The 17564-nt window shown below is 32.9% G+C and carries 13 protein-coding genes; 3 read left to right on the forward strand and 10 right to left on the reverse strand.

Annotated features, from left to right (window positions below; translation table 11 throughout):
• Window positions 1-303: 303 nt before the first annotated feature.
• A complete protein-coding gene (locus AAGU22_RS06345) occupies window positions 304-1941 on the reverse strand; it encodes a YncE family protein (protein ID WP_458721351.1) in 1638 nt (545 codons plus the stop codon).
• Window positions 1942-2109: 168 nt separating this feature from the next.
• On the opposite strand from AAGU22_RS06345, the gene AAGU22_RS06350 reads away from it, so the two are divergent.
• Window positions 2110-2490 (forward strand): hypothetical protein, encoded by a 381-nt coding sequence (locus AAGU22_RS06350; RefSeq protein WP_458721352.1) that lies wholly within the window; start codon window positions 2110-2112, stop codon window positions 2488-2490.
• A 373-nt stretch (window positions 2491-2863) separates the two neighbouring features.
• Here AAGU22_RS06350 and AAGU22_RS06355 read toward each other — a convergent pair whose 3' ends face one another.
• The 9 genes from AAGU22_RS06355 to AAGU22_RS06395 all read right to left on the reverse strand — a co-directional run bounded on the left by AAGU22_RS06355 (window position 2864) and on the right by AAGU22_RS06395 (window position 14610).
• Complete coding sequence (locus tag AAGU22_RS06355) at window positions 2864-4042, reverse strand: ABC transporter substrate-binding protein (RefSeq protein WP_458721353.1); 1179 nt, start codon at window positions 4040-4042, stop codon at window positions 2864-2866.
• Between the two features lie 446 nt (window positions 4043-4488).
• Entirely contained in the window at window positions 4489-5646 is a 1158-nt protein-coding gene (locus AAGU22_RS06360; protein WP_458721354.1) for an ABC transporter substrate-binding protein, read from the reverse strand.
• Between the two features lie 390 nt (window positions 5647-6036).
• Window positions 6037-6975 (reverse strand): ABC transporter permease, encoded by a 939-nt coding sequence (locus tag AAGU22_RS06365; RefSeq protein ID WP_458721355.1) that lies wholly within the window; start codon window positions 6973-6975, stop codon window positions 6037-6039.
• A 346-nt stretch (window positions 6976-7321) separates the two neighbouring features.
• Entirely contained in the window at window positions 7322-8308 is a 987-nt protein-coding gene (locus AAGU22_RS06370; RefSeq protein WP_458721356.1) for a phosphosulfolactate synthase, read from the reverse strand.
• Between the two features lie 560 nt (window positions 8309-8868).
• Entirely contained in the window at window positions 8869-9741 is an 873-nt protein-coding gene (locus tag AAGU22_RS06375) for an ABC transporter ATP-binding protein (RefSeq protein WP_458721357.1), read from the reverse strand.
• Window positions 9742-10987: 1246 nt separating this feature from the next.
• A complete protein-coding gene (locus AAGU22_RS06380; RefSeq protein ID WP_458721358.1) occupies window positions 10988-11896 on the reverse strand; it encodes a DapH/DapD/GlmU-related protein in 909 nt (302 codons plus the stop codon).
• 580 nt (window positions 11897-12476) lie between these two features.
• The gene (locus AAGU22_RS06385; protein WP_458721359.1) at window positions 12477-12827 is read right to left on the reverse strand and encodes a four-helix bundle copper-binding protein; all 351 of its coding nucleotides are present in this window, start codon (window positions 12825-12827) and stop codon (window positions 12477-12479) included.
• Between the two features lie 465 nt (window positions 12828-13292).
• Entirely contained in the window at window positions 13293-13757 is a 465-nt protein-coding gene (locus AAGU22_RS06390) for a beta-class carbonic anhydrase (RefSeq protein WP_458721360.1), read from the reverse strand.
• Between the two features lie 601 nt (window positions 13758-14358).
• Window positions 14359-14610: a hypothetical protein gene (locus tag AAGU22_RS06395; protein ID WP_458721361.1), complete on the reverse strand. Its 252-nt coding sequence runs from the start codon at window positions 14608-14610 to the stop codon at window positions 14359-14361.
• A gap of 713 nt (window positions 14611-15323) precedes the next feature.
• On the opposite strand from AAGU22_RS06395, the gene AAGU22_RS06400 reads away from it, so the two are divergent.
• The gene (locus tag AAGU22_RS06400) at window positions 15324-15971 is read left to right on the forward strand and encodes a hypothetical protein (RefSeq protein ID WP_458721362.1); all 648 of its coding nucleotides are present in this window, start codon (window positions 15324-15326) and stop codon (window positions 15969-15971) included.
• Window positions 15972-16181: 210 nt separating this feature from the next.
• Window positions 16182-16406, forward strand: a complete 225-nt coding sequence (locus tag AAGU22_RS06405; protein WP_458721363.1) for a hypothetical protein — start codon at window positions 16182-16184, stop codon at window positions 16404-16406.
• The last annotated feature ends 1158 nt before the right edge of the window (window positions 16407-17564 follow it).

The raw sequence follows: 17564 nt of genomic DNA on the forward strand, positions 1-17564 counted from the left end.
GTCTCATAAAACTGGGACTCATTCCTTAGTCAATTAAAAATAACTTTTGTAGGATTCATAAAGGACCACAAAAATCCTTCGTGATAATCACATCCGAATGACATTGTATTCAGCAAATATGTCTATAGTTTTTCCTTTTTTCATTAAATTATTTGCCATAGGATGAATACCATTCCTCAATTCTAATTCTAAAGCTCCAAACATTCTCCATTCTATACTATCCGACCAGCATAGAGTTGTATCTTTGGATGAATTACATGAAAAGATAAAACGGAGAAGGACATCTTCAAAAGATGTCAATTATCATAAATTACTGATTTTATTTATATAATTGATTAGTCTTTTATCAAGAAAATCAAATTGAAAATCAGTAAGCGAGCCCCTTCTATATGTATTAAATATATCTCTCCTAAGGTTTTCCAATTTGATTATGCTTTCAGTTTTGTCACCTATGTCAGCATCCTGTATGGCTTTATTAGTTATCTGAATTAGCTTGTTAAACTTTCTTCTCTGTCCACCCTTAAAAAACCATCCAAGTAAAACAGAAGCCATACCAGTTATACCTCCTATTAGGAAAATATATTGTTCAGTCGAAAGTGTTGGTCTAAAATTAGCAACAATGTTACCGTATTCGCTTGACTTAAATTTTAGAGGGTTTTCAGTGCTGTATGCAAGTCCTGACCACGAGTCAAATGTGTATCCTCTTTCAGGCACTGCCGTGCAAGTAGCTTCATTGTCAGTTGTGATAATAGTACTATTTTGATTTAGATTTTTTATACCATTGCACTCTATGAATCCAGAATTTTCCGGACTAGTCTCAAACCCTATTCTTACTATACTTTCATCCTCTTTTCCGTCGATTATTGAAAGAGTATTGGAAGCAGTATTCGTAATGTAAACTAGATTAGTAATGGGGTCTATTGCCACAAAACTTGCAATCAATGGGAATTTTATATTTGTGGGAATTGTAGAAGGATATCCTTCTCTTTCGGTAATTGAGGAGGGATTTACTGGGATATCTTTTATTTTCTCCAAGGATGTTTCGTTTATTACACTTACAGTATTGGATCCTATGTTACTCACATATACCTTACCTGTGAGCGGATTAATTTTCACACCTACGGGAAACTGACCAGTCTGAATGGTCTTTAACACAGTGCCGTCAGTTCCATTTATCAAAGTAAGTGAGTTTGAAGCGTAATTTGTCACATAGACAAGGTTTCTTTTCTCATAAATTTCAATTCCTACTGGAGAATTGCCAGCAGGGATGCTTTTTATGAAATTGTAATTATCTTCATCTATGACTGTGATAGTTGAATTAGCAATGTTTGAAACGTACAATTTATTTGATTGGGGATCAATGCCGATACCATAAGGGGTACTTATGCCGCTTATCGTCCTGATAACCTTATTAGTTATTCCGTCAATCACAGAAATCGAACTTGAATCAATATTTGTAACATACACCCAATTACTTGATTGATCCACAGCAACTTGAACCGGGGATTTACCGACTGTAATATTGTCGATTACTGAATCCGTCGAACCATCAATTACCGTAACGTCGTTTGATCCTCTATTTGTCACATAAATTCTATTATTAAATTGATTCGCGTCTATACTATATGGAAATATCCCAGTCTGAATGGTACTTATTAATTTGTCAGTTTTTGCATCAAATACCGAAACTGTATTGGAATACTGATTTGCGACATAGATTTTATTAGTGAATGGATTCAAGGTTATTCCTACCGGATAGCTTCCTGTATTGAATCCAGAAATGAACTTCTTTTCATCTTCCTGAGCTATTGCCATATTATTTGCTATTGTATTATTGCCTTGGTCAATGTTCAGCCGTCCAGACGAATTTATTCTGTCTGTAGCAGGCGGAGGATCAAAGTAAATTTGTAGATTCACCAAGGTTAAAAAAATAAATGACATGAAAATCAGCAACCAAGACTTCATATACTGACTCTGACTTTATCAATTATAATTTTTTGTATCGCACTTCATAATATCAAAAAGTGATTAGGAATATTGTTCTCGATAAATCATACTTAACAATTATATCTGCAATAATATTATTAAATTACAAGGGATTTAACAGGCGTGGTACAAGTAAAAACCCAGGGCTTATCACTAGTTGTACTTTTATGTTTTTATGTCATTTTTATTTTTTCAATTACTCCGTTTATGACCAGTTTTCCTGGGCTGTCTTTTGAGGTAACTGATCAAAACAATGAAGGTGTGTTTAGTTCTTTAAGTAGAAATTTTGAACAAACCGTTGAGGAGATAAACAATGCTGATGAAAAGAGCACTACCTCAACCTCACCCTCCTCCTCCTCAACCGACTCCTCAAACAATGCTGATGAAAAGAGCACTGCTTCTAATGTCCCAATTGCAGCTTTTGAATCTTCTAATCTCATTAGCAGCAATTCGACCACAACTGACGATTTGGAGAAAAATAATGAAACCGGTTTCATCAAGTAAAATTAGTAAGCCATGCATCTCTATGCTGAATCGGGAATTTTAAGTAGACCAAGTAATTCAAAGTAACCTTAGCTACTGAAATTTGAATTAACGATTAGAATTTAGGTTGTTCAATCCTGAAGGTACTTTAATTTTCCATTGAAAAACCTTCGTAATCAATTAATGCATTAACGAATTTCAATGGTGCCTTTTTTTCCAGTTAATAAAGGACAATGAATTGACATTCAATTTGTAAATATTAAGAATAGGCGTTTAAGTAACATTAATTAAAATGGTAACACACATGTGAATTATTTAATTTTGAGTAGATTTACCTCGTTAACAGAATTTACTAAAAAAAGTTAGGAATTCCAGATATAAAGAATGAACTGTCCTATGCTACTATATCTGCTATTGCCTCACCACTCGAAGTGCTGTTTGTAGCATTGTTTATTGCTCCTGTATCATCAATCGATTGTAGGCCCTTTTCGGCAAGAACTTCATTCAACAAGGTCGTATCATATATGCCTGAAAGATTGGGTCGATCTTTTCCCTTCTCTATAAATCCAAGGTCATATGCGTCATTTGCACTCTTAAAGAGGGTTAACTTCAATGGATCATATGTGAGTTCTAGATTACTGTAGGCCTTATCTAATACACTTTCTGATATCTCTTGACCAGTAAGTTTCTTTAATTGAGTATTAAATTCCTTTGCTGCTGCTGCCGTATCGTTGTTTATCTTTAGTGTTTCACCTACGTGAGCTTCAAGTAATTTCTTTATGATTTCAGGATTCTTTTCAAGATAGTCTGTTCTGACAATTAAGTTGCCAGTTACAAACTTACCATCTGGCCATAAACTTTTCTCATCAACGAATACTTTACCGCCTGCTTCTTGTACTAATCTTGTTGCCCAAGGTTCAGGTACCCATGCTCCATCAATTTCACCTTTCAAGAATACTGTTAATATATCCGCATTTGCAATAGGTAACACTGTTACGTTTCCACCATTTTCTACAGTATTGAAACCATTATCAATCAAGTATTTTCTCAAGGCCACATCTTGTGTGTTACCTAATTGAGGGGATGCAAATTTCTTTCCACCTAGATCGTTGACTGTTTCTATCCCTGAATCATTTCTAACTATGAATGAGGCTCCACCACTAGATGCACCAGAAATTACTCTAAGATCTTTGCCTCCTGTAAGAAGATATCCGTTTATAGCAGGGTTAGGACCAATGTAAGTAGCATCAATTCTATCTGCTAATAACGATTCAATTGCAGATGGGCCAGCATTAAATCTAAATGTTTCAACAGTAACATTATCTCCTAACGTCTTCTGAAAATCTCCATTATTTAATCCAATCACGGCTTGTGAATGAGTGATATTTGGAAAGTACCCAATTCTCAAAGTCTTTTTCTCGTCACCTAATGATTGTGCACTGGCAATCGATATGGGTGCTGATATCAATGCTATTGTGGTAATAATCATTGTAAAGGCAAAGATAATTTGTCTTCCTCTATTATCAAAATTCTTTGGAATCTTGATACCTACTTTTTCTGACTTATTAATCATCAGTGGTATAGCGTTTAACGTTACTTATTATTCATTTTCAATGTGCCATTTTTTTTAATATTGTGCAGTTTAAGCATATATTCTGCGTCGACCGAAAAGTTATAATATAATGCCATCTATAGCTAGGGACACAATTGGCTCTATCATTATGTTGATAATTTAGTACAAGTTATTGATTGAAGGCAAGCGATACGATCTGCCTGTAATTAAATTTGCAATTATCGTGACTCAAAATCAAAATTTAAAGAAACGCGATTTTGAAAAATGATGTTAGACTTTTTGCCTATCATAATATTAATGGGTAGAAAATACATACTTGATTTTACGAAATTGTACTACCTGACCCTTTTCATCTCGGCAGATTAGATAAAAACCACCTCCGTTTACTAACAAATGGTTTAATTTACTGATGATTAGTAAATTAAACAACAAACCATCATTACTGATTATGGAACGGGACTCAGACCTTTGCTCTTCAGTACTTCGTTTAAAAGACCAAGATCATAAATACTTGATAAATCTATTTGACGGCTGCTTCCTAGATTTATATATCCCAAGTCGTTAGCGTCCTCAGCTATCTTGTTAAGCGATGCTGAGAGGGGATCGTAGGTAAATTCTATCCTTGATAATGCATCTTTTATTTGGTCCTCTGGATAAGTCTTACCAGTAATGTTCTTTAGCCCTTCATTAAATGCAACCATTAATTCTTGAATATTTTTTTCATCCGCTTCAGTATTATTAGTTTTTGATAACTTTTGATTTATCCATAATGTTTCATTGATATGTGCTTCAAGCAGTTTCTTTACAATTTCGGGATTATCTTTAAGATAATCCGTTCTAGCTAAAATATTGGCTGTCACGAATTTACCTTCTGGAGGCCAGAGCTCCCTTTCGTCGACCAAGATAAATCCTTTTCCTTGTTCTTTTAGAATGGCACCTAAAGGTTCAGGTACCCATGCCCCGTCAATCTCTTTATTTAGAAACAATTTGATTATGTCCGCGGGTTTTGCTGCTAACACTGTTACGTTTCCACCATTTTCTACAGTATTGAAACCATTATCAATCAAGTATTTTCTCAAGGCCACATCTTGTGTGTTACCTAATTGAGGGGATGCAAATTTCTTTCCACCTAGATCGTTGACTGTTTCTATCCCTGAATCATTTCTAACTATGAATGAGGCTCCACCACTAGATGCACCAGAAATTACCCGTAATCCCTCTCCTCCCGAAACAATGTAACCATTGATAGTAGGGTTAGGACCAACATAAGCTACATCAATCTGTCCTGCATAGAGAGCTTCAATTGCCGAGGGACCGGTTGTAAAAACAAACTCTTTTACTGAAATGTTACCTAAATTCTTGTCGTTTTCTATTATATGTCTAAAATCTCCATTGTTTAGGCCAATTATGGCTTGAGCATGATTCAAATTTGGAAAATATCCAATTTTTAAAGAATCAGTCTTCGCATTTACGGTTTGACTGGTAGATCCAGTTGGACTATTATCCTGACCCATCAATAATGACCAATAAAAATTATAATTAGAAGATATGATAACTACGATAATTATGGCAAATGAAATACCCAACTTTAATTTTGAATCCATGTTATTTTTTTTGTAAATGGGATGTATTAATAATCAGAAATAGGCAAAAAATGTATATTACACGTGGTTTTAGCAATAATGTTGTAATACTGACTCACAAAGGGTTATTTTCAGTATTTCAACTCCCTTATCCTAACTCATCACGGTTCATTAAAAGGGCCCTGTTAACTTAAGCATTTGAAATAGAGTGAATTTGAGTTGTCATTGGACCAAACAGGACAATATCGACAAGATTCCACTGTATTTTGAGCACGATTTATGACCTTTTGTTCTGATATAATTCCTCTTAATCTATATGAAATACTGGGAAGCATTTGAAAAATTACCTTAAATTAACAGGGCTATTAAAAGTATGTGTAGGAGAATAAGTGATGTTAGGTCAAAATGAAATCATTTATTTTCAATGTCCTGCTCTTGTCTTAATCCCCATTTCTCTCTTACCCTTTCTTCTAGTTTTGCAAAGATTACTTTATCAAATAACATTCCTAATGCGAAAATAGTAATCATAGATGCTATTATCTGATCCATCAGTTGGAATTCTCTACCTACTAGTAGTATGTGTCCTATCCCTACCGCAGCAGCCATAAGTATTTCCGCTCCAATCAAAGCGTGCCAAGCAAATGACCACGCTTGTTTTATTCCTATTATTAATGCAGGAGTGGCTGCTGGTATCATTAAGTATCTAAATAATGAGAAACCTTTAGCTCCCATATTTCTTGCAGCCTTTAGATATATGGGCGGTATGTTTCTTATTCCACTGTAAGCAGACATCATAACTGAAAATACTGAACTCATTATGACTACAAATAATATTCCTATATCATTTAGACCGATAAGCAGGATAGCAAATGGAACCCAAGCAACACTCGGAAAAGACTGTAATCCTACCGCAAAAGAACTCATTGTTTTTCCAAAGCCACTAAATCTTACCATTGCAAGTCCCACACAAACCCCGATTCCTATTGATGCAGCAAATCCAATCAAGAGCCTATAAAGAGTCATTCCTATGCTTATCGTCAGAGTGCTATCTAGAGTTAGGTCATAAAACGATTCTACTACCATTATAGGAGATGGTAGTGATACTTTTGGCCAAATGCCACTTAAATACGCGAGTTGCCATAGGCCAATAAAAACTGCAATAAATAAAATGGTATTTGAGAATTCATCCAACCTGATTTTTTTTTTCAAGGGAATCTTGCTTTTATTTGGGCTTTTTTCATCTAAAGAAATGATTTCTGATTCTTCGATGGAATGCGATTCATCTAAATCATTTTCAATACCTTCCTTATTTTTCCGTTTATTTTCGTCATCTTCAGGAGCCCTGTACAAAGAAATCCTGTTTATTATTAGGCCTCCCGTATATCAATTTTCTTAGGCTTTTTACAAATTTAACTTCTTCAGTGCATAATCACTATCACAACTTACCTAACTTGAAATCGACCATTCAATTAGATTAGTTATCAGTGGACCATCAAATTAGTTATCAACTTTTTTCGTTTCTTGCCATTATTTGAAAATTATTTTAAGAAAAATCGGTTCTGATATTGGACATTCGTTCAAAATTTTCTAAAACTGTAATAAAGAAAACAAAATCAAAATAATATCCTGAAGGAATATTGTAAGAACAATGATACAATAATGATTTCGTTATGTGTCTTAAGTTAGCCTGTAATTATTATATCCATTCTGCCTTGACCAAATTGTAGACTTTTTTTCTTGTATCGTCTAAGCTATTCTTTTCAATTATCAAACCTTGTTCTTTGAGTTCTTCGACTGAAGCTTGAACTGTTCTTCGTGGTAGATTGGTAACATAGATCAATTCGCTTTGATCAATAGGGTGCTTACTCCTAATTATGTAGTGAATAAATTTTGTGGCAGGACTACCTTCAGGACCTTTCTTGACTGGAGTAATGCTGAAGCTTGCCTTAGATAGGAAACCTCTCCTTTGGGACTCTATAGATAATACATTATTGAGTTTTATCTCACCCATATTTACTCGTTGTCCAAATTCTGCTACTAATACTGCTTGCTGAATCTCTAACGGAGCCTCAAAAATTATGCTGTTAGGATTAATTTTTGAAGTAATAGCGGAAAGTAAATTCCATTTGATATCTCCTTTTTCATCATAGATACCCACGTTGTACCCCAAATTTGCTTCCAGGACTATTTTTTCTTGGCTAATCTCTAGAATTTCATTCATCTTCTTTATTGTTTCATCAACCGATAGTTGTCTTCTGGGATCTTTGTGCCCGATTTTCCATTGAACCCTCATATCATACGAATCAACTATTTTTTGGATCTTCTTTTTTTCCTCAAAGGCAAGATGAATACTATTTTCACTTATTTCAATTATATCAAACCCAATTGTTTTTGCACTCTCCATAAATTTTTCAAACACTTTTTCACGTATCGCGTATTCGGTCAACGTACTCCCTGTAGAAACTAGAACATTTGATTGATGGTAAAAATCAATTCTATTAATGAGACTTTGTTGTTTTAGAAGAAGAGGAAATGCTCCATATATCTTGACCATGTCAATATAAGGAGATATAGTTTCAAAATTCTCTTTGTCAAGACCTTGAAATTTGTCTATAATGTATGTAATACCATCATGACGGGGTTTTTTATGATCTATTCTGTCCTCAATCAGGGTTTCTAGCATGAATGGATGTATGCAGAATTTACATATAATTAAATTGATATATGCATTTTTGAAAGTATACACCAGACAAGAAGCATTAATTTTCGCACAAGATGTCAAATTGACACATTATCAAAGTTACTTCTTTTATCACTTTATTTCACTTCAATTTAGTCTATTATTATCTAATACAGCTACTTCTAGGTTCCATGACTCAACCTATCAAGTGGGTTAATTCTGACTATGTATGTTTTATTATGTTTTAACAGATTATTTGGGCTTATGTCTAGTAGTAACATACCGACTGTAACTAATATTCCATTACAAGAACTAAACCGGGTTTCTAATTGATACCTTAGTTGACTCCTTTCTTTTAAATGGACTGACAATAATACCTTGAAAAGCATCCATTTTCAAGGATTGTTATTATTCAGTAAAAATTATGCGAAATATTGTATTAATATAAAAACAAAATAAACGGGGGAAAATTAGTATTGAGACAAATAGATATTTTGCTGCCTTTGATAATGACTTCTGTTTTACCACATTACCCTGATTTTGTAGTGTTAGAATCCTTAACATTAATTTACTTTGGAAATAATTGGGCGGTCTAGATTTTGATTAATGGTTTCAAACTCTGTGATAGGACCATTTACAAATAAGTCATTTGATTCAGAAATAATTTCTCGGGTAAGTGATTCCACAAGAGGATGATCAATACTGCGTGGTCTCGGTATGTTCACCACAACTTGCTTTTTTATGTTCGCCAATTTTGGAGACATAACAATAACTCTGTCACCCAATGCCACTGCCTCATGAATGTTATGAGTTACAAACAAAATAGTCCTTTTGGTTTCTTGGTGAATCCTCAATAGATGTGAATAAAGCATTTTTCTAGTCTGAACATCTAAAGCAGCGAAAGGTTCATCCATTAACAAAATCTTAGGATCCAACGCCAATGCTCTGGCGATCGCAACTCTTTGTTTCATTCCTCCCGATAGCTGATGAATATAGGCATGGGTAAAATTGGTCAATTGAATCATATCAATTAATTTCATGACTTTTTCTTCCCTCTTATCTTTTGCAATTTTTGCAATTTTTAAACCAAATTCTATATTTTCATATACTGTTAACCAGGGAAATAAAGCTCCTTCCTGAAAAACTACTACCCGATCCGTGCTTGGAGATAGAGCAATAGGTTTATCATCAACTAGTATCTCACCATCAAATTTATTATCTAGACCCGCAACCAAATTAAGTAACGTACTTTTTCCACACCCAGAAGGACCTACAATAGTAACAAACTCTCCATTTTTGATGTTCAAACTAAGTTTATTGATAACCGTATGTTTGGAATTAATCTTGTTCTTTTTTTCAGTATATCCTTTAGAAATGTTTTCGAGTTTTAAAATTGAAGTATCAATAGATTGAATAGGATTTGCTAAACTAGACATAATTATTAAATAAACAGAAAATTATATAATTAAATCCCTATATGCAACATTCGCCGATATGTGCCAGAATTGCACACTTAATGATGATTATGCGTCTTTTAGGAAAAAAAGAAAAAAATTGTATAGTCAATATTTGGTATATATCATGGTTTATGTCATGATACAATATCGATTATTCCTAAATCGATGCCATATTTATTTATCCTACAAAAAGGTAGTGATAACGAAGGAATTTAAAATCGGTTATTTGAGATTATTTTAAAGTCCAAATTTACGATTCGGGATATTTTTGTCGTTAATGTGGTTTACAAAATTGTTTGTTAATCATCAATAATTTATAGATCGATAGGTAATTCACTTGTCAATATTTACCCCTTTTGTTAAATCAAATCAAATGATGACAAGGATTCAGACTTCAGACCCTGTTGTATATTGGAATTTGGTATAAACAATTTTCAAAATAAGTTCCTATATGCAAGATCTGCATCTATTAGCTAAATCTGGCATATTATTAAACGGATCCAAATATACTAATTACATTATATTTTATTAGGAATGATCCGTTTTATGGATTTATTCATATAAACCCGTTACTTTTTTGTATTTTTTTTATAAAGAGAGTTTAATAACTATGAAATACCAAGTATTGATGATTGGCAGTCCCATCCAATCACAAAGATACTCCACGAAGGAACACAAAAGCAGTACGTATTCATTATAGTAGTGATTCAGGTAATACCTAAATCGATGCCAGCACATCGTTAAGGTTATCAACCTGAATCACAATATCTCTAGCATAAAAAGTAGGATACTCAACAAGGTTTATGGACAGGCCATCATATTTAGAAATTGTAGTATTCTCTAAAAGTGACTAAATGATGCCATCTCTCTCTGTAGCTTAATAAAAAACCATAGCAAATACTAAAAAAGAGTGATTTTGACTATTTGGATTAAAAACCATCAAGAGCTTCGGTTATATCTTACATACATCTGTCTGTTTAGCTTTTCTAATATTACGAACGAAACTGACTTTTAACACTAATCTACATGCGAATTGTGGATACCAGATTTAATAACCCTTTTGAGACCAGGCAACTGTCACAATAAGGGTCTCTGATCTTCAGTAAACTGCTACGTGAGAATCATATGTATATTCAAAAACCAATGCTCCAATAAATAAATATAACAGGATAACATAATTTTCTTTGCTTCTATTTGTAATTTCAATAGGGACATTTCTCCTCTATCAGTTCTCACATTTTTTTATAGATTTTGCTGGTACGCCTGCAACAATGTCTTCATCTACAATATCATAAATAACAGAACTGCCTGAACCCACAATAACTTGTTCGCCTATTTTTATCTTATTTTTTATAGTACTATTTAGCCCTAACCAACAATTATTGCCAATGATAGTACTACCACCTACTATAGTTCCAGCTGTTAACTCGGTATTTTTTCCAATATTGACATTATGAGCTATATGGCATAAAGCATCAATTTTGGTTCCTTGTCCTATAATCGTGTCAGAGAGAGATCCTCGTGCGATAGAGCAATTTGCAAATACTTCTACATCGTTTTCTATCACCACTTTACCATAATGAGGGAATTTTTCTAGATCTAAAGTATCACATGCTCTTTCAAATGCAAATCCATCAGAACCAATGGTTGTATTTGGTTGGATAGAACAATTATCTCCTACTTTACAATTTTGCAAATTTGCTTTTGATTCTATTATAGTATTATTACCAATAGAACAATTATCACCGATAACTACGTAGTCACCAATATAACAATCCCTTCCTATCTTTGCTGAATCGGCTATAACAGAACTTTTGGAAATACCAACCTTAGGCAAAGCATGGGTAATACGCTTTGCAAGTCTTGTAAATTCAAGTCTAGGATTATCAACAAATATCAATAGTTGTCCGTCCTTGTGATTTGGATATACCAGCCCCTCCATACTTTTTTTACAAAGTATCACACCAGCGTTTGATTGTGAAATAGAGAGCATGCCTCTGTATTCCTCAGATGAACAAAATGAAACATACCAATAGTTTCCTTTGTATAAAGAGGGCAAACTTTTTGTCAATTTTGATGTTATTGATGAATCCTGGCCTTCTAACGTATATCCTGAATCAGTAAGGTGCTGCAATAATGATTCAACGGTCCACAATTGTACAATTCATCCTCATCTTTGTTCCCTATTTTTGCTTTGAATAAAACTTGTAATTTGAGTAAACTAAAAAGAAAATCTTATCCATCTAATTTCTTTTAGTTTGCAAAAGGGACAAAGCATTTTGTGACTGTCTAAATAAATACTTCCCGTTGTTTCAGAAAAAGAGGCATTCCAAGAACATTGGTTGCATCTCAAAGTATATTTGAAAGTCGAAGGCTTCAAATACATGTCCAGATTATCCTTTTCAATTCTTAATCCAGCGGAATGATTTAGTTGCAAACTCATGAGTAGTTATTACAATAATTGTAATAAAAGGAATGTTGTATATGATATATTGGAATAGTATACGCAAATAATTCACATTCTATAAGATTTAGTTTTGGAATTTATGCAACGCGTACAACAATACAAACACAAGTGACTCAAGTACTTGTTACTATTAATTAAGGAGATCCTTTCAGAATCCTTATAAATAATATGCTGTTTGTGGTTAATTAATCCATGTAAATGAGAAAATAGAAAAATTTGAAAGAGTATAAAAATAATCTGTCTTTACTTATCTCATCATGTTTCTACATTCTTGGGCACATTTCTTACACATTTCAGCACATTCTTTACATGCTTCCATTTTGTTACCCATTTTTTCACATTCCATTGCACATGCGTCACATATGGTAGCACACATTTCACACATTTGCTTTGAGTATTCGCTTCCACGAGCCATCATCATTGCTGCCATTGTACACATCGAAGCACAGTCTCTACACATCATCATACATCGGCCCATCATACCGGCCATTTCAGTGTTGGACATACATGCAGTACAACAGGCTTCGCACATCATTGCGCATTCGTTGCAAGTGTCAATACAAGTTTGGTTCTTTTGATTAATAAGAGTAGTGTTCATACCATTAATAAGTTAAAAATATTATATAAACTTATCTAAAAAATATGAGAAAAACGTAAAATATATGCAAATATTGCGTATAAATTATGAAAAAATAAAAGAATTATAAAATAAATATGTGATTTAAACATATAGCGATATACATACTAACGTCGTCGATTTAATTTTATCGTACTTGTTTATTAACTAGTGAATTAATATCAAACCAAACCAACTATGCAATGGAAAAGTCGAAATAATTTTGTAAGATTTGTGTACCGGATTTTTAAATGCTAATTACATTTGAACTGATCAGGTTTATTAAAAATGATATCAAGACGTAAGATCTCAACACATTAGATCTTTAGATTAAAAAATGTTCCTTAGTACAATAAAAAGACTAGAGCGATTAATACTTATACTGATCGTCTCTCTTTTATCTTTTTTTGGAAAACATGAGTATCAGAAATTCAATGAATGATTTCTTTATTTTATTTCTTTAATTCTGCCAGTTCTTACATCATATACAAACCCAGTTACTGAAGCAACGTCAATTATGAATGGAGTATTCCGAATTTTGTCAACTTGCTTTCTTACATTTTCTTCTAAATCGTCAAATGAATGAAATACTATGCCTGAAGCATTCGAATTGTATTTTTCCGAGATTTTCTCTTGTAGGTCTTGGTCACTAAAGGTCAACATGCCACAGTCTGTATGATTTATTACAAAGAATTCTTCTGTTCCTAATAATTCGTGAGAGATTATTAATGAGCGTATGGCATCTTCGGTAGCAATCCCACCAGCATTCCTAATAATGTGGGCTTCGCCGACCCCGAGGCCTAATAAATCATTTACATTCAACCTTGCATCCATGCATGCGAGGACGGCAATTTTTTTTTGAGGGAGGCAATAGCAGATCTCCATGCTTGAAACTTTTAGGGTATTCCTCATTCTGAGATTTTATCGACTCCAATTGTGTCATAAAATTATATGGTTTATAAATATAGAATTACCTTCCGAAATAGGTTATTTAGGTCTTTTTCATGTAAAAATTTCATCTTGGACCATAAATTGGCGTATATCTTGACTGCTTTATGTTGTCTTTTTTAGAGAGCATATGTCGAAGCCAAAAAATTTAGGATTAAAGTTTATAGTAAAATAAACTGGTAAACAAGCCAAACATCAGATAAAACAATTTATCCTTGTAAATACAATTAAGTATATACCTAGAAAAAGGGTTGTAGGTTTACCTTTAAAGTGACCGGTAAATAAAACCCTTTACATGCCCAACAATGTTCCAAATTTTCTGTAATTGGGGCCTCGAACCTACTAATGAAATTGATTCATATAAATCAATAAAAAATTCTCCTGTCACTATTCCAAAATTATATTAAAGTTAACAAATTCTCAATTCTTTACAAATTAAATCGTAAATCTTAATTGTTTGGATATGATCCCATCCCTATCAAAAAAAATTCTAGTTATTTCCAATTCATGATTTCAATGCTTGATGGGTTATTATCTAGGACTCTAATTTAGACCACTTAAAAGTTTACGGTGATTCAAGATTTAGCGTTAATTGTAACTGAGAAATCTCGTTGTCTATGATTTGTGTATCTTCACTTGATCTAATTTGCTTGGTAAGTTTCCTGCAAGCTTGGATTTGAGTCCGATAGATTTCTGTCTTTTCCAGATAGAGACTATTAAGAGGCTCTATGAACGAATATAAGATTTCTCTCCTTTTCGAATTACCGCCAATTTTTGCATCTATTTGGACTAGTGCTTCCCCTTCAAGTTCCCTCATCTATTTTGCCCCCTTTGTATCTTGTATATTATTGATTTGTGGACTGGTTTGCCAGTTTTACTTTCTAAAAAGCAAGTCATTAAAGAATAAAGAAGACCATTTTTTTTCTTGGTTAATGTTATTTTATGCATGTGTATTAAGATATAAAACGTACACATAAAAAGGATTTTAAATATGCAAAAAAATACAAATCTAAGCAGACAACAAGCTTATTTACATTAATTTCCATTTTGAAGTTTGGAATTTCACTCGGATTCGGATCTAAGAATATGAAATGATGATATACAAAATTAATCCGAGTCAGAAAAATTTGTTCCCTAATTTGTACGGAGGCATATTAAAATAATATTCTGAAGGGGTTCAAATTAATATAGATTACTTAAGAAGTTAATCCTAATCAAAATATATAGTGCTAATGAGGAATTGATCTCATAAATGGATAAATAAGTTAGAAAAATGTTTTAGAGTCGGCTTATATTTGCTCTATCAAAATAACTCAACATATGTTTTTAGTAATTTAAAAAATCCACTATGTTATTTATCACTATCGAGTTAGCTCAGTGACATTTATATTTCAAATAATTTGATAACAAAACATACTCAGATAAAATCTAATGATATAGTGACTTACATAATTTGCATATAATTACAGAATTTTTCACATAACAGAATGATATTAAGTATCAACAGGACTATTATTATTGTAATAATTAATGTCATTCGGAATTTTCAAAGAAATTGAAAGACTAGTTGAGTATATTCCCATTGAGACGGATATGGACGGAATAGGCAAATTATCAAGTGATGCTGATATCGACTCTCAATTTTATTTTGAAGATCTTGATAGAATAGCTGTAAGACTAGGAATCTTGGAAATTGGAAAAAGCACCATAAGTCTGCGAGACATAATTAAACTGTTAAACAAATTTCTAAAGGATGCAAAAGTTGAGGAGTTTGTAGAAAGCCCTCGAAAATATGAACAATTGTTGACCAGTGGGTCTGGTTTGCCATTGAAAAATTTGTTATTTGAATTTAGTCTATCGGCCTTAGCTGGGGATAAGTTGGATGCAAAAATATATTTAACTCATACATATCATATCTTGGGTCTGAGAAGAAGTTTAGTCCTCCTCCTTTCAATTATTGTAAATGAAATTGAGAACACAAAATACGATGCTGACGTAAGAGAACTATTCACGCTTTTAGCTCTGATGTCGGAGCCAAATAATGTTGATATCCATTTTAGTATAGACGAAAATGGGTTTAGCAAAAGATATAGCGGATACTTACAAGAACTTCAAAAATTAACATTACCTAAGAGAGGTACAGATCCAATTGATCTTCATTCCATAAGATTCTATTAGAACGATAATACTTTTTAGATCTTACATTAATAAATTTTTACCTCATTTTATTCCAGTTAAATTCATATAAATTGTAACCATAAATGATAGAATACACAAAATAGGTACAGATCTTACGGAGTTATCTAATGAATATGAAAATTTCACACCATTCTAAATTATTTTGCATATTTGAGAGTAGTAATATACAGGTTAAATCAATTAATCATAATGGAAAATAAAGAAATTTCATATAAAAAATATTTAGGACTGGCAGCCGTTATTTTTGCAGTCGTACTAGTAACTAGTAACTTCGGCGCTGCTTTCTCACAAAACAATACTGATGAGCTCGTAAATCTAAATTTGACGGGTGGTGACGTCCTCACAAGCCCTAATTCAACTGGGACAGATGCTAGCTCTAACGGGACTGATTCTAATTCAACATATACCCACTAATAGACAATCGGTCTAAAGCATCACCTTTTTTTTAAATACTAATAATTTTTGCGTTATTAATCCCTGTACTTGAGAAAGCGGTAACAAATAATACTGACTATTATGTTCACAATACATAAAACCTGCAATCTACGAAGACCAATTTATTTGCTAGATATGAGATCAATTTACCCATAAACAGACAAACCTTCACATATCACAAGTATATTATTACCAAATTACTATTATTACTTTATCGCATTCTATCAGATGCGGTACAAGAACTTTAATCATGCATATTGCAGGCAAGGTAGGAGCAAAGAAGATGAAAAATAAAAATCTCTCATGGTAGTATCATGTAGTGAAGTGCTGTAAGCTCGCCTCTACTTTTCTGCAATATTTTGTTCTTTAAAAGATGTTAACATTGTTTAGTATGGATAATTAAATAATTGAAAACCTAAGTAGTGATTAAATATGACATTCGAATTTTTCTCAAAAATAGATTGTAGTAACTTAGTACACTTAAGCAAAACAGTACAATTAGCCGTCTATCTCAGAACATTATTTGTTACTACGACAAAAGTTAATAAATATACATTTTTGATTCGAAAGCAATCTAGAAAGATATCTTACACAAGACAATAAACTTGAACTGGTTTATTTAATTCGAGTTGTATGACTATAGTGAATCTAGATTGGGTCCGTCCAAGTCAGATTCAGAGCGTGGTCTTGCATTAACTATGATTTATTATACAGGTTAAGTCCTAAAATTGAACCTGACTATGTGAGAATTTTTGTTTCTTCCCAGGGTTTATTTTAATCGTTTAGAAACTGACCAAGTAGTTACTTCAAATTAGCGATTTTCAAAAGGACTAACCAACAGACATAATCAAAAGTTGGTCAGTATCGTATGAAATAGTAAAGGCGTCATTTGGAAGTTCACGTTGGGAACTTTCTCATGCTTTAGTATCTTTCTTATGGTAGCAGCTGTTTTATCGATCAAAAAAAGCCTTCGTAAGGACACTACTCACGTGAGTCATTTGATTGGAATATGTGAGCAACACGATTTAATTTTCCTTTAATAGACACTTATTACACGATTGTAGCCTTTACCACTTCATTACAGTATCAGGCCTTTGAGACCTGATGATTTTCGCCTATTTCTAGGAGTCTGAGTCT

It is taken from the genome of Candidatus Nitrosocosmicus sp. R (assembly GCF_054408505.1).

Coding starts and splice junctions, on each gene's coding strand:
- AAGU22_RS06345 (WP_458721351.1), bottom strand. CDS start 1,941: ATGTCATTTATTTTTTTAACCTTGGTGAATCTACAAATTTACTTTGAT.
- AAGU22_RS06355 (WP_458721353.1), bottom strand. CDS start 4,042: ATGATTAATAAGTCAGAAAAAGTAGGTATCAAGATTCCAAAGAATTTT.
- AAGU22_RS06360 (WP_458721354.1), bottom strand. CDS start 5,646: ATGGATTCAAAATTAAAGTTGGGTATTTCATTTGCCATAATTATCGTA.
- AAGU22_RS06370 (WP_458721356.1), bottom strand. CDS start 8,308: ATGCTAGAAACCCTGATTGAGGACAGAATAGATCATAAAAAACCCCGT.
- AAGU22_RS06375 (WP_458721357.1), bottom strand. CDS start 9,741: ATGTCTAGTTTAGCAAATCCTATTCAATCTATTGATACTTCAATTTTA.
- AAGU22_RS06385 (WP_458721359.1), bottom strand. CDS start 12,827: ATGAACACTACTCTTATTAATCAAAAGAACCAAACTTGTATTGACACT.
- AAGU22_RS06390 (WP_458721360.1), bottom strand. CDS start 13,757: ATGAGGAATACCCTAAAAGTTTCAAGCATGGAGATCTGCTATTGCCTC.
- AAGU22_RS06395 (WP_458721361.1), bottom strand. CDS start 14,610: ATGAGGGAACTTGAAGGGGAAGCACTAGTCCAAATAGATGCAAAAATT.
- AAGU22_RS06400 (WP_458721362.1), top strand. CDS start 15,324: ATGTCATTCGGAATTTTCAAAGAAATTGAAAGACTAGTTGAGTATATT.
- AAGU22_RS06405 (WP_458721363.1), top strand. CDS start 16,182: ATGGAAAATAAAGAAATTTCATATAAAAAATATTTAGGACTGGCAGCC.